General features: G+C 41.1%; 14 protein-coding genes. 4 read left to right on the top strand and 10 right to left on the bottom strand.

Going from position 1 to position 13,029, the window contains the following annotated elements; translation table 11 throughout:
* Positions 1 to 146 precede the first annotated feature (146 nt).
* From ACXAFK_RS05995 to ACXAFK_RS05985, 3 genes are all read left to right on the top strand, one after another.
* Positions 147 to 509 (top strand): hypothetical protein, encoded by a 363-nt coding sequence (locus ACXAFK_RS05995; RefSeq protein ID WP_474957124.1) that lies wholly within the window; start codon positions 147 to 149, stop codon positions 507 to 509.
* Between the two features lie 44 nt (positions 510 to 553).
* Positions 554 to 841 (top strand): hypothetical protein, encoded by a 288-nt coding sequence (locus tag ACXAFK_RS05990; protein ID WP_474957123.1) that lies wholly within the window; start codon positions 554 to 556, stop codon positions 839 to 841.
* Between the two features lie 141 nt (positions 842 to 982).
* Entirely contained in the window at positions 983 to 1,546 is a 564-nt protein-coding gene (locus ACXAFK_RS05985) for a PepSY domain-containing protein (RefSeq protein WP_474957122.1), read from the top strand.
* 62 nt (positions 1,547 to 1,608) lie between these two features.
* Here the strand turns inward: ACXAFK_RS05985 and ACXAFK_RS05980 are convergent, their stop codons facing one another.
* Positions 1,609 to 3,006 carry a M20/M25/M40 family metallo-hydrolase gene (locus tag ACXAFK_RS05980; protein WP_474957121.1) on the bottom strand — a complete coding sequence of 466 codons (1,398 nt, stop codon included), beginning with the start codon at positions 3,004 to 3,006 and terminating at the stop codon, positions 1,609 to 1,611.
* A complete protein-coding gene (locus ACXAFK_RS05975) occupies positions 3,003 to 3,887 on the bottom strand; it encodes a PPK2 family polyphosphate kinase (protein WP_474957120.1) in 885 nt (294 codons plus the stop codon). The genes ACXAFK_RS05980 and ACXAFK_RS05975 overlap by 4 nt, the downstream gene beginning before the upstream one ends.
* 180 nt (positions 3,888 to 4,067) lie before the next feature.
* On the opposite strand from ACXAFK_RS05975, the gene ACXAFK_RS05970 reads away from it, so the two are divergent.
* Positions 4,068 to 4,778, top strand: coding sequence for a hypothetical protein (locus ACXAFK_RS05970; RefSeq protein ID WP_474957119.1), 711 nt, complete (start codon positions 4,068 to 4,070; stop codon positions 4,776 to 4,778).
* Position 4,779: 1 nt separating this feature from the next.
* On the opposite strand, the gene ACXAFK_RS05965 is transcribed toward ACXAFK_RS05970, so the two are convergent.
* The 8 genes from ACXAFK_RS05965 to ACXAFK_RS05930 form a co-directional block, all read right to left on the bottom strand.
* Positions 4,780 to 5,943, bottom strand: coding sequence for a sigma-54-dependent transcriptional regulator (locus ACXAFK_RS05965; RefSeq protein WP_224835220.1), 1,164 nt, complete (start codon positions 5,941 to 5,943; stop codon positions 4,780 to 4,782).
* Between the two features lie 10 nt (positions 5,944 to 5,953).
* Entirely contained in the window at positions 5,954 to 6,748 is a 795-nt protein-coding gene (locus tag ACXAFK_RS05960) for a DUF6268 family outer membrane beta-barrel protein (RefSeq protein WP_224835221.1), read from the bottom strand.
* A gap of 108 nt (positions 6,749 to 6,856) precedes the next feature.
* The gene (locus ACXAFK_RS05955; protein ID WP_252079149.1) at positions 6,857 to 7,744 is read right to left on the bottom strand and encodes a mechanosensitive ion channel family protein; all 888 of its coding nucleotides are present in this window, start codon (positions 7,742 to 7,744) and stop codon (positions 6,857 to 6,859) included.
* A gap of 6 nt (positions 7,745 to 7,750) precedes the next feature.
* Positions 7,751 to 9,091 (bottom strand): ABC transporter permease, encoded by a 1,341-nt coding sequence (locus ACXAFK_RS05950; protein WP_474957118.1) that lies wholly within the window; start codon positions 9,089 to 9,091, stop codon positions 7,751 to 7,753.
* On the bottom strand, positions 9,081 to 10,019 hold the full coding sequence (locus tag ACXAFK_RS05945) for an ABC transporter ATP-binding protein (protein ID WP_474957117.1): 939 nt from the start codon (positions 10,017 to 10,019) through the stop codon (positions 9,081 to 9,083). Before ACXAFK_RS05945 ends, ACXAFK_RS05950 begins: the two co-directional genes overlap by 11 nt.
* A gap of 181 nt (positions 10,020 to 10,200) precedes the next feature.
* Positions 10,201 to 11,319 carry a molecular chaperone DnaJ gene (gene dnaJ / locus ACXAFK_RS05940; protein WP_224835225.1) on the bottom strand — a complete coding sequence of 373 codons (1,119 nt, stop codon included), beginning with the start codon at positions 11,317 to 11,319 and terminating at the stop codon, positions 10,201 to 10,203.
* A gap of 6 nt (positions 11,320 to 11,325) precedes the next feature.
* Positions 11,326 to 11,901 (bottom strand): nucleotide exchange factor GrpE, encoded by a 576-nt coding sequence (locus tag ACXAFK_RS05935; RefSeq protein ID WP_224835226.1) that lies wholly within the window; start codon positions 11,899 to 11,901, stop codon positions 11,326 to 11,328.
* A gap of 137 nt (positions 11,902 to 12,038) precedes the next feature.
* Positions 12,039 to 12,983 carry a TIGR01777 family oxidoreductase gene (locus ACXAFK_RS05930; RefSeq protein WP_474957116.1) on the bottom strand — a complete coding sequence of 315 codons (945 nt, stop codon included), beginning with the start codon at positions 12,981 to 12,983 and terminating at the stop codon, positions 12,039 to 12,041.
* Positions 12,984 to 13,029: the final 46 nt, after the last annotated feature.

Here is a 13,029-nt window from a genome sequence, read left to right as displayed (position 1 = left end):
ACGTGCAGTATCCGGAACACAAGACATGTGGTCTTTACGAGTGCCCAACAATTATATTTCCATTTAGCAACACACAAGAACCTGATTTTTTACTACTTTTAATGTAAGCACCTCCAAAATTGAAGATAAAATACAGAAATAGACACTTGAACATAAACCTAGCTTTGGGCATGGTGTGGTTATTGTGGTTTATTACTATTTACTTTTCTTCCGAAGGAACTGATTGGCATGATTACGGCGTAGGCTTATTTTCCATGATCTATTTTGGTTTGTATTTGTATCAAAGACAAAACAAATACCTCACCATCTCGGACGGTTGGATCAAAAAGAATTCACCTTTTGGAAAAAAAATAAAGCTTGGGGAGGTTGATCGTATCAGAAAATTTGCGGGCGACTATATCCTAAAAACAGATTCGAAAGAATTTGTAATAAACACTTTGATCATAGCTCCCGAATCCATCAAAGATTTGGATGGAGAACTACAAAAACTGGATGTTGTATGGTACTAAATACTGTTTGCAATGGTACATTCCTCTAAAATTCCATTTCCACCATGTTAATCAGCAAAAAACAGATTTTTATTCTTTTTTCGATTGCAGTTTTGTTGGCCGTACCCTTTGTGGCCATGCAGTTCTCATCCGAAGTACATTGGTCGTCATACGATTTTATCGGCGCCGGCATTCTACTTTCGATCATAGGTTTTACCATTGATTTTGTACTCCGCAAAACCCGATCTCGCAATAAAAGGTCCCTTATACTTTTAGCCATATTTATTTTGTTTTTATTGGTTTGGATCGAATTGGCCGTAGGTCTATTTAACACTCCCTTTGCCGGCAATTGATGTCCTGTGTCATATACTTTCAATAGCGAGCACAACATTCTAAAATTTTTGTTAAATGCACTCGTTTTGGTTAAATCGGAGACAGAACCGCTCTCGGATTTGATAAATTTTGTAGATATTTAAGGTTTTTAATAGGCAGGAATGGGCAAAAGGAAGAAGCAGGCCAAAGTATTACGAATCTTTCGAAAAGTACATAGAACCACAGGAGCTTTACTATTTATATTTTTCTTTATTATTTCGATCTCTGGACTTCTTTTAGGGTGGAAGAAGAATTCCAACGGTTATATTCTCCCGGAAACACAAGAAGGAACCTCCACCAATTTAAAGGAATGGCTTTCCATGGACAGCCTGCACACCATTGCATGCAACACCCTACATAACAAGGTCTCCAAAGATTTAGATTTGGCTTTGGACCGAATAGATCTTAGACAGGAAAAAGGCTCCGTTAAATTTGTTTTTATAGATTCTTTTTACGAAATCCAATTGGACGGGGCAAACGGGAACGTTCTTTCCATCGGCCAAAGAAGATCCGACTTTTTAGAAGCCGTACACGATGGGTCTTTACTAGACGATTACCTATCCACCGATGGCTATATTAAACTCGGGTATACCACTGTAATGGGAACCTCACTCTTGGTTTTTACCATAACCGGATTTTGGTTGTGGTATGGCCCAAAGCGGATGAGAAAAGAAAAAAAATCTTAATTCCATAAAAAAACCGTCCCTATTTTGGATAAGGACGGCATCTACCTGTTAATTTTAATAGATTACCCTTTGATTTTCGTGGGGGGAACAGTACCGTATTTGTCTATAAGATAAACCAAACTTGCCATTGTTGCCGCGCCAAGTTCCAACTCTCGTTTATTTACATGTTCAAAAGTGTCGTTTTCTGCGTGGTGATGATCAAAATAACGTTGCGAATCGGGTCGTAAACCTGCAAGTACAATTCCATCGTTTTTTAAAGGGCCAATATCGGCACCACTGCCTCCTTCTTGAAAGAGATGAATCAAATATGGTTCAAACAAACTTCTCCAGCCCTGGATCTGTTTAAGGTTTTCCGGGTCGGCATCTATGGAAAAACCCCGTGGCGTAAATCCTCCGGAATCACTCTCAAGTGCAAAAATATGCTTCTCCTTTTTACTCTGGGCCACTTTGGCATATTCCTTACCACCTCGCAAGCCGTTCTCTTCATTCATAAACAATACAACACGTAGAGTTCGTTTGGGTTTATAACCGGTTTCCTTCAACAGCCGTAACACATCCATACTTTGTACGCATCCGGCCCCATCATCATGTGAGCCATCCCCCAAATCCCAGGAATCCAGATGCCCGCCAACCAGCATAATTTCATCGGGATAAGTACTGCCCGTTATTTCTCCTATCACGTTATAGGACATAACATCGTCCAATTGCTTGCAATTTTGTTTAAAATAAAATTTTGCATCCGGATTTAGCTTTAGAGTGGTACTTAAAAGCTCGGCTCCCTTGGTGCTTATGGCCGCCGCTGGAATCCTCTGGTTTACCGGAATATTTCCATAGGCCATAGATCCTGTGTGCGGGTAATCGTCCAATCTAAGGTTCAAGGAGCGTACAATAACTCCTGCTGCCCCATATTTAGATGCTTCTGCTGCTCCAGAATAGCGTTGGTCCGCACAACTGGCATACGCAGAAAAGGTGTTTATTTTAGTTGGATCCATGGGGCGGTTGTAAAAGACTATTTTGCCCTGTATGGCTTCTTTGCCCAATTTCTCAAGGTCTTCTATCCCCTGTACTTCGACCACGCTGGCCTTTAAACCTCCATCCGGTGTAGCAACCGAACCACCGAGCGCACAAATGGGTACATTGGTGGTTAAGCCTGGCTTGGTCTCCAAATAAGCAAATTCAGGTATGCCCCTAACCCATTTTGGCACCATTACAGGTTGCAACCAAACTTTGTCCAATCCGAGCAGTTCTAGTTGGGCCTTGGTGTAATCTACAGCTTGTTGTGCCTGCACGGATCCGGACAACCTCCCTCCTATTTGATTGGACAAGTGATTTAGCCAATCATAAGCTTTACCGTTGGTCAAGGCTTTGTCATAGATTGCCTTGATCTGTTTTTCATCTTCGTTCTGAGAAAAAAATGGTGTACTGACGAGAAAAATGGTCAAAAATAAGATTGTTCTCATGGGGTTTCTTTTTCCAGTTGTTGTTTAAACATTTCCAAGTTAGCTTTTATTTCATCGTCAAGCTCGGGTTCCCGAATATCTTTGTACTTTTTTAACGCTTCCAACATAATGGAGGCCACTATTAACCTTGCTGCTTTTTTATTGTCCGCAGGAATTACATACCAAGGTGCGTGTTCTTTAGCTGTTTTGTTCAGGGCTTCTTCGTAGCATGCCTCGTAGGTGTCCCAAAGCTTTCTTTCCTCAAGATCGGCAGGGGAAAATTTCCAATTTTTTCGTTTAAGCTCCAATCTTCTCAACAAACGTAGGCGCTGTTCTTCTTTGGACAAGTGCAGGAAAAATTTAAAAATAATGGTTCCGTTCTCCGCAATGTGCCTTTCAAAATCATTGATTTGCCTGTAGCGTTTGGCCCAAAACTCATCGTCAATATCATTCACGGATTGAACGTTGGGTAGATTTTCGCCCAAAATATATTCTGGATGCACCTTTGTGACCAACACATTCTCGTAATGTGTCCTATTAAAGACCGAGAACTTTCCCCTTTCGGGCAGTGCAATATAATGTCGCCAAATATAGTCGTGCTTTTTTTCTTTTGCAGAGGGCACCTTAAAACTGTGAACTACAACGCCCCGAGCATTAAAATCCTTAAATACTTCGCGAATTAGACTATCCTTTCCAGCTGTATCTATTCCCTGTAAACAAACCAGCACCCCATATTTGCCGTGGGCATATAACGTATCCTGGAACTCTCCCAAGTCTTTACGGACTTCCCCCAGTTTCTCCTTTAACTCTTTGTCGGATAGGTCGAAATCTTCATGGGTCGCTAATTCAGAGAGTTTAATAGTATCCTTTATCCTATATTCTTCTGTTCTGATTTTTTTCATGGGAATGAATATAATTCTTTTTGCTTATACCTTCAACTGTAACCCAATCAGTGTATTTCATCGATATTTTGACCTCTTGTACCCAAAGTTGGTTATTTAATCGATCTAATTCCCCGTTTAGGTGCTGTGCATGTAACTTTAGAAAAATCAGTGACGCAAAGTCCCAAATCTAAAAGCGTTATGAAAAGGAAGAACCTACTCCTACTAATAGTCTTTGCTATTGGTTTAATAGCTCTTTTGCTATTGAGCTCCTTTAGCAAACCCGCCAATGCTTGCCAGTATGCAAGTTCCAATCTGGAATACATCAAGAGTAAAATAGAAGATGCTGCAATGTCCAAGGACCTGAACATGGCCAGGTACCACGCTTACAAGGCATTGAACGGAATCGAGAAGACCAAGGATAATTTTTTGGATTGTGGTTGTGAAGGTGCCATTGAAAGTCTTGAAACCACACTTTCCATGTTAAAATCGGCGACCAAGGCCAGTGATTTTAACAACTCAAAATTGGAATTGCACAAAGCTTTAGAGACTACAATCATCGGCATTAAAGTCCTAAAGGATTTCGAAAAAGAAACCTCCAGTGAGTACGGAAGCAACGTATTGGTAATGAACACTTCGGATGTCCTGGATTTTGACGATGGCATGATGTTGACACAGGGCTCCACGGTAAAAAAACAGGTCCACCAATGTCTTTTGGGCTTTGAGTCTTCATTGAACAAAGTGGTGTCCGATGTAGATTGTGAAGATGCCCGAAGGTTTATTACGAATATTTATGAGGAATCACGGTTAATATTGCTCAATACCAAACTATCCCAGCATAAAAAAGAATACCACCAACGCGTAAAAACTTTGACAAAAGAGGCCCTAGCGGAATTGGAGAATTGCCAGTAAATTACTTGCTGGCAAATAACTTCACATCCTCTTCGGATACCTCCTTACCACCTAAAATGATCAAACGCTCCACTACATTTCTGAGTTCCCGCACATTGCCCGTCCAGTCATAACTTTTGAGCAGGTCTATCGCCTTTTTGGAGAACGTTTTTTGCCCGGTTCCTTGTTCGGATGCTATTTTATTGGAAAAATGCTCTATGAGCAATGGTATATCATCACGCCTATCATTAAGGGCCGGTACCTTGATCAAGATTACCGCTAAACGATGATAAAGATCTTCCCGGAATTTTCCGTCCTCGATCTCTTTTTTTAAATCTTTATTGGTAGCCGCCAGCACGCGAACATCCACCTTTATATCCTTATCGGAACCTACACGGCTTATCTTGTTCTCTTGTAGGGCACGCAAGACTTTTGCCTGTGCGGAAAGGCTCATATCCCCGATTTCGTCCAAAAAAATGGTCCCCTTGTTGGCTGCTTCAAATTTTCCTGCCCTGTCCTTTACCGCAGAGGTAAATGCACCTTTCACGTGCCCAAAGAGTTCACTCTCTATCAATTCGGATGGAATCGCCGCACAATTTACCTCTACAAATGGCGAAGAAGAACGCGGGCTTTTTTCGTGCAGCCAGTGCGCTACCAATTCCTTTCCGGTACCATTGGAGCCCGTAATAAGCACTCTTGCATCGGTCGGGGCCACTTTTTCGATCATCTCCTTTATTGATCCAATTTCATTGCTCTCACCGATCATTTCATAATTTTTGGATATTTTTTTCTTGAGCACTTTGTTCTCGACCACCAGCTCTTTTCTATCCAAGGCATTCCTAACGGTAGTAAGCAATCGATTAAGGTCCGGTGGTTTGGAAATATAATCATAGGCACCCAATCGCATGGTATTCACGGCGGTATCCAGATCACCGTGGCCGGAAATCATAATAAATGGTATTTCGGGCTTAATTTTTTTAGCGGCCTCCAAAACTTCGACACCGTCCATTTTTGGCATTTTAATATCGCAAAGTACAAGGTCGAAATCTTCTTTTTTGATCAAATCGATCCCTGCTTTGCCATCCTCGGCCTCCACTACATTATAATCATCGCTCTCTTCTGCCAATATTTTCACCAGTACTCTTCTAATTGCCGATTCATCTTCGATCACCAAAATTTTAGACATATGCTACGTTTTAAAAAATTCCAATTTTGAAACCAGTCCTAATATAAAAATTTGACTCGTCATTCAATAAATAAACCTTGCCTTGATCATCATTTCTTAACATTCCTTCTTGAACAATGGTTTTCCCCAACATGGCAAAAATGGACATCCGCTTGGAAATATTGTACTGATACACCAAAGTTCCCAGTAAAGAGGTCAACGATATTTTTGAAGCCACCTGACCATTCTCCAGTTCAATTCCGTTCTGAAGATTTATGAAGTAACCATCCAATAATAATGCCATTTCCAAAGAGTGCCTGTTGTTGATGTGATGCTTAAGACTGGATTTAGGTATCCCGAAGGTAAACGACCAATTAGGATGAAATTTTCTATAGTAATTCACCAATGGCAATGGTACCGGCAATCCTGTTGTGCTGTTGTAGGTTAAACCAAGTACAATACGGTAAGGTTTATCCGCATCGGCCCGTTCCTTCCAAAAAGTAGCGGTTGCGTTCATAAAAAAATCGTCTGTAATGGTACCGCTAACAAAATTAGAGGCAAATCGAGGTGTAAGTATGGTCACCAAGTTCCAATTTTCGTTCCATTTGGTTATAAACCCCAGGTTCAAATCAAGAACATGAAATCGAATCAACTCGCTTTTATCGAACGGCAGATCGGCGGAATATCCCATATCGAAACGGTTATATTCCAATCCTGTGATCAGGTAGTCTTTTTTCTCGTTGAGTTTTATGGGCAAATTTATCAACGCTTTGTACCGCTGTGTCTTTATCCCTGTATCATTTTCAGGAATATTCAGATACTCCACCCTCAAAATATCCGTGCTCTGCGCGCAAAGATTGGAACTGCTTAGTGTTACAATGAAAGCGAACCACTTCCAGATTGTACTATGATGAACTATGGTTTTTATGTCTATTTATTGTTTAGGCTGAATAATATGTATATCGCGCTGCGGAAAAGGAATACTAATGTTGCTCTCCTTGAACTTGGCATTGATCTTATATCTCATCTCACTTTTTATCCGTGGATCCCTAAAGGTATCATTGGTAAAGAAATACACGGAGAACATAAGTGCGGAATCCCCAAAATCCTCGAACAAAACAAAGGGTTTGGGGTTTTTGAGTACCTGTCGTTGATTATGGGCCACTTCTTCCAATATTTTGGTCACCAAATCCACATCGCTCCCATATGCCACGCCCACACTAACCTTTTCGCGAGTGGTTTTATGGTTTTGGGTGTAATTGTAGACAATATCACTTATAAACTTATGGTTGGGGAGAATAAGAACTTTGTCGTCGCGGGTAATGGCCCTAGTGGTTCTTAATTTGATCTCGAACACCTTTCCCACTTTACCGTCCACCTCTACTACATCGCCTACTTGGAGCGATTTGTCCACGATTATAAATATTCCACCAAGGATATCCTTGAACAACTCCTGCAATGCAAGGCCAAGCCCTACAAAAAGTGCCGCCGATGCCGTAATGATCAGGGTGATATCCACCCCGGCCGCGCTCAATGTTACAAGCACAGCCACCAGATAAATCACATAATTGATAAATTTAAAAACGCTGGAGAATTTTTGTTTGTCCTCTTGTTCCATCTTCCTGGTAAAGATGTTGCGCAACCATTTAAGGATAAACTTTGTGGCGATCAATGTCACCGTTAACAGTAGGAGCAGACCTATGGTAAGGTCAATGGATTTTTCACCTTCACCAAGATGGAACCCCAAGTCGAGGAAATCCTTAATGGTCCCCCAAACATCCTCCTTAATAATTTCTTTTATGTCCTCTGCGCCTTCTTGCATAAGATCCTAATATCTTAACCATTTAATCAATTCCTTGTACGTAGGTTTTTTACCGTACATTAAAATGCCTGTTCTATAAATCTTGGCCGCCAACGATACAATACCAAAAAAGGTTATGACCAACAACAAAATCGAGGTGATAAACTGCCATAAAGGTACGCCGCCCTCACCAATCCCGCCCGGTAATCGCATCAACATTACAATGGGCGATGTTAATGGAAACAATGAAAACCCAACTGCAATGGGCCCGTGCGGATTGCTAAAAACAGAAAAGAATCCCACATAAATAGCCAACATTAAAGGTAATATAATAGGAAAGATAAATTGCTGTGTATCCGTCTCATTATCCACTGCTGCACCGATAGCCGCATAAATGGAACTATATATAAGGTAACCGAGAATAAAGTAGATAAAAAAGGACACAATGAGCAACCCCCAAGGAATATCGTATATTTCCTTGGCATACAGCATCATTTCGGTATCCATTGCCCCCAATTGCGACATGCCTCCCATCGGCCCTGCAGGCATTGCCGATTCCCCGGAAAGTGCCGAGAGATCTATCCCAAAAATTAGAACAGCTATAAACATTAATGCCGATGCAGAGACGATCCAAATGGAAAACTGTGTAATCCCTGCCAAAGAATTGCCTATTATTTTTCCCAGCATCAACTGAAATGGTTTTACCGAAGATATGATCACTTCTATGATCCGGCTGGTTTTCTCTTCGATCACGCTCCGCATAACGAACCCACCGTAAATGATAATGAACATCATAATCGCATAACCAAAACCACCTCCTATAAATGCCTTGATCTCATTGATTCCCTTGATACTTTTTTCGCCTTCAAATGTTGACAGGTTGATCTCAAAGGATTTTTCCACGCTCGAGAACTGTTCTGCCGATACCCCGAGCTTTTGCAAACGATCTTGTCTTAATTTTTTTTGAAAAACGGCTTCCAATTCTTTTGTTATGGATGTATTGGGATTGTCCTTGGTAAACAGATAACTATTTTTGGCAGCTTCTTCCACCGAAGGTAGATTGGGTATGTACAACAGCCCATAATACTCCAAGGAATTGGTAGAATCTTTGGCTTGCTGCAAGGTCAAATCATCAAAATAAACGTAGGAGATACTTTTTGAAGGCTTTAATTCATCCAGAAAAAATGCACTTTCGTTAAGCACCGACACGACCCTTGTTTCATCATCATTGATCTTTGCCAAATAAGCGATGAGCACGATCATCCCAACAATTAGAAGTGGACTCAATATCGTCATCACTATAAAGGAACGATTTCGGACCTTGGCCAAATATTCCCGTTTTATGATCAGTCCAAGCTTACTTGCCATTATCCTTGGTATTTACAGTTTGTATAAAAATATCGTTGGCCGAAGGAATGGTTTCTTCAAACCTATTTATGTTCGTAGTTTTGGAAAGTTCTGTCAAAATTTCGCCTGTTTGGGACGACGGTAACTGCACCTTAAAATTAACCTGTTGCTCAACCTCATCAATATCCGAGGAAAGTATATTGAATTTTTCCTTTAGTTTTTGAAGGAATATAACAACGTCCGATTCCAATTGTACGCCCACATTAAAAATATTGTTCTTGTATGCCTTTTTGATGTCGGATAGCTTCCCATCCAATATTTTCTCGGATTTATGGATCAAGGCAATGTGCTCGCAAAGTTCTTCGACCGATTCCATCCGGTGCGTAGAGAAAATGATCGAAGTTCCATTTTCCTTTAATTGCAGAATTTCGTCTTTTATGATGTTTGCGTTTATTGGGTCGAAACCACTAAAAGGTTCATCAAAAATCAACAACTTTGGCTCGTGCAATACCGTTACAATAAATTGAATCTTCTGGGCCATCCCTTTGGATAGTTCCTGAATCTTTTTATCCCACCAATCCCCAATATCCAATCTATCGAACCAATATTTTAATCGAGTCTTGGCCTCGCTCTTGGACAGCCCTTTTAACTGTGCCAAATAAAGGGCCTGCTCCCCTACCTTCATGCTTTTGTACAAGCCTCTTTCCTCGGGCAAGTACCCTATGGAAGCGATATGCTTTGGCGCCAACGGCTCTCCATTTAAAAAAATTTCTCCGGAATCTTGGTGCGTAATCTGATTAATAATTCTTATGAACGAGGTTTTGCCCGCACCATTGGGACCCAATAGTCCGTATATGCAGTTCTTGGGTATTTGAAGAGATATGTTGCTCAAGGCAGTATAGTTGCCGTACGATTTGGTCACATTTTCGGCAACAAGGATATGATCCATGTATAGTATTTTTTCAAAGATATGTATTTGCAGATAACCTGCATTTTCTATAAAAACAAAAACCCACCCTTAAAAAAATCAAGGATGGGAAAAAAATTGCTATGAAAAAGAAAATTAGATATCGGTCACCCAACATCAGTTTCAAATATACGTTTTTTATTTAAACAGAAGGTTTTTATTCTTAAGAGAACATGTCTTTTACCTTTTCAAAAAAGGATTTATCCGATTTTTCGGGACTTGGGGCAAAGTTGTCGTCGCCCTGCATACGTTCAAAAAACTCCTTCTGCTCTTTATTTATGTTTTTAGGGGTCCAAACGTTTACATGCACCAGCAAATCACCACTGCCATAGCCATTTAGGCTATTGATTCCCTTTCCTCGGAGTCTCAAAATTTTTCCCGACTGAATACCGGATTCCAATTTTATACGAACCTTTCCCCCAATGGCGTCTATTTCTTTGGAACTTCCAAGAACTGCTTCTGGCATACTTATATAAAGGTCGTAATGTAAATTGTCTCCTTCGCGCTTTAGCGTTTCGTGTTCAAGGGTTTCAATGGCCACCAAGAGGTCACCTGCGATTCCGTTTCCGGGAGCATCATTACCCTTGCCGGATACTTTTAATTGCATACCGTCCTCTACACCTGGTGGAATTTTAATGGAAACTGTTTCTTCTTCCACAATTAATCCCTGTGCATCTGCTCCTGCAGGCTTTTTATCAATAGTTTGTCCGGCGCCGCCACAAGTGGTACATGTGGTCGCCGTTTGCATTCTACCCAATATCGTATTGGTAATCTTGGTAATCTGTCCGGTTCCATTACAAGTGGGGCAGGTTTTATAGGTAACTCCCTCTGCTTGTCGCTTGCGTCTTACTTTTACCTTTTTCTCTACTCCATTGGCAACTTCCTCTAGGGTGAGTTTTACACGGATGCGCAAATTGCTCCCTTTGGTTCTTCGCTGTCCACCGCCAAAACCGCCAAAACCACTGAATCCACCTCCACCAAAAGCACCGCCAAAAATATCACCGAACTGACTGAAGATATCGTCCATGTTCATACCTCCGCCACCAAAGCCTCCACTGCCATCGAACGCGGCATGGCCAAACTGGTCGTATTTTGCCCTTTTGTCCGGATTTCCCAATACCTCGTATGCTTCAGCAGATTTTTTGAACATTTCTTCTGCTTTGGCATCGCCTGGGTTTTTATCCGGGTGGTACTCGATTGCCTTTTTCCTGTAGGCTTTTTTTATTTCTGCGGCCGAAGCTCCTTTGGATACTCCTAATATTTCGTAATAATCCTCCTTCATACACTCTTAGTTTCCTACTACTACTTTTGGGTGTCTAATGATACGATCTCCGAGCTTGAACCCTTTTTCGACCACATCGATTATTTTCCCTTTCATTTTTTTGTCCGGTGCAGGAATTTGGGTTATGGCATCGTGCACTTCCGCATCAAAAGTATCCCCTGGTTCGGCCTGCACAGGCTCCAATCCTTTGTTTTTCAGGGTCTCTTTAAATTTATTGCTGATAAGTTCCACACCTTTGAACATTTCCTTGTCCTCGGATTTGGAGAGTTCTTTCAAAGCTCGATCAAAGTCATCCAAAATGGGCAACAATGCCACCATGACTTCTTGTCCTGCCGTTTTGAAAAGATCCATACGTTCTTTGGACGTCCTGCGCTTGTAATTTTCAAATTCGGCAAAGAGTCTTAAAAATTTTTCCTTCTCTTTGGCCAAATCTTCACGTAGTTTTTCTTCCTCGGACAATTCTTCATTGTTTTCTTCCGTGTCGCTGGTTTCTATATGATCATCGTTCAGCTCAGTACTCTCTTCGGTTTGCCCTTTTTTAGGCTCATCTTCTATTTCCTCAACCTTACTTTTATTGCTCATGTTCAATTGTTTTATTCGAATTTGAAGTGGCAAAAGTACTGCCAATTGTCCAAAAATGTCAAAATGTCACCGCAAATCATAAAAAAAGCCGCCTAAGCGGACTTTTCCCATCAATATCGTCATAAAATTAAATATGTCTATGCCTCTACAGAAGCTGGAACATCCGCGGCTTCTGAACTGTACAAGCTCCTTAATGCTTGGCAAATGTTCACGTATTGAAATGTAAAACCTTCTTCCTCGATTTTTTTACTGCTAACCCTTTGGCTAGACAATACCAATGCGGACATTTTACCCAAAATTGCCTTAAATAAAAATGCCGGGATGTTTGGCAACCATAAAGGCCTGTCCAATATTTTTGCCAATTCCTTGGTCATTTTGGTATTGGTAACCGGATTTGGTGCGACCCCGTTATAAATTCCTTTGAGGTTGTTCTCCACGGCAAACACGAACATTTGTGCCAAATCATCGATATGGATCCAAGATTGCCATTGATCACCACTGCCCAAGGGCGCCCCAACAAAGTTCTTGACCGGTTGCGACATTTTGGGCAAAGCTCCTTCATCTTTGTCCAATACGATTCCAATTCTTATTTTGGCCACGTCTATGTCCAACTGTTGAAACGAGTCGGCCTCGGCCTCCCACTTTTGGACAACATCTCCCAAAAAACCGTCGTCAACTTTGGTCTCGGTCTCGTCGTAAAAGTCACTTATGGAATCTGGGTATATCCCGACCGCCGATGCAGAAATTAGGCATTCAACTTCCTTATTATTGGATTGCTCCAATCCATTTTTTAAGGTTTGCAGACTATTAATTCGGCTTAGGAGAACTTTTTTTCTGTGATTTGGCGTCCAACGTTTAGCAATGGTGGTACCTGCCAAGTTTATTATTGCTTGAACATTTTTAAAGCAATCCAAATCTATTTCTCCCTTGGAAGGATTCCAATAATAACCTTGAAAATCCTCTTGGGAGGTAATCTTGTTTTTACTTGTGGTCAAATAATTTACGGGTATTCCTTTATCGTGAAGCACCTTTACAATGGCCTGCCCGACCAAACCCGTAGCTCCTGTTATCAACACCTTCATAGCAACATTTTGTACAAATTTACAGGTTTAATTGTCTGTTGATCAG

It is taken from the genome of Flagellimonas sp. ABD4_174, from assembly GCF_056160185.1.
This window is presented reverse-complemented; position numbering and strand designations above follow the sequence as displayed.

Excerpts from the sequence above, each read along its gene's own strand:
- ACXAFK_RS05990 (WP_474957123.1), top strand. The coding sequence starts at position 554 with ATGTTAATCAGCAAAAAACAGATTTTTATTCTTTTTTCGATTGCAGTT.
- ACXAFK_RS05985 (WP_474957122.1), top strand. The coding sequence starts at position 983 with ATGGGCAAAAGGAAGAAGCAGGCCAAAGTATTACGAATCTTTCGAAAA.
- ACXAFK_RS05980 (WP_474957121.1), bottom strand. The coding sequence starts at position 3,006 with ATGAGAACAATCTTATTTTTGACCATTTTTCTCGTCAGTACACCATTT.
- ACXAFK_RS05975 (WP_474957120.1), bottom strand. The coding sequence starts at position 3,887 with ATGAAAAAAATCAGAACAGAAGAATATAGGATAAAGGATACTATTAAA.
- ACXAFK_RS05970 (WP_474957119.1), top strand. The coding sequence starts at position 4,068 with ATGAAAAGGAAGAACCTACTCCTACTAATAGTCTTTGCTATTGGTTTA.
- ACXAFK_RS05965 (WP_224835220.1), bottom strand. The coding sequence starts at position 5,943 with ATGTCTAAAATTTTGGTGATCGAAGATGAATCGGCAATTAGAAGAGTA.
- ACXAFK_RS05955 (WP_252079149.1), bottom strand. The coding sequence starts at position 7,744 with ATGCAAGAAGGCGCAGAGGACATAAAAGAAATTATTAAGGAGGATGTT.
- ACXAFK_RS05950 (WP_474957118.1), bottom strand. The coding sequence starts at position 9,091 with ATGGCAAGTAAGCTTGGACTGATCATAAAACGGGAATATTTGGCCAAG.
- ACXAFK_RS05945 (WP_474957117.1), bottom strand. The coding sequence starts at position 10,019 with ATGGATCATATCCTTGTTGCCGAAAATGTGACCAAATCGTACGGCAAC.
- dnaJ (WP_224835225.1), bottom strand. The coding sequence starts at position 11,319 with ATGAAGGAGGATTATTACGAAATATTAGGAGTATCCAAAGGAGCTTCG.
- ACXAFK_RS05935 (WP_224835226.1), bottom strand. The coding sequence starts at position 11,901 with ATGAGCAATAAAAGTAAGGTTGAGGAAATAGAAGATGAGCCTAAAAAA.
- ACXAFK_RS05930 (WP_474957116.1), bottom strand. The coding sequence starts at position 12,983 with ATGAAGGTGTTGATAACAGGAGCTACGGGTTTGGTCGGGCAGGCCATT.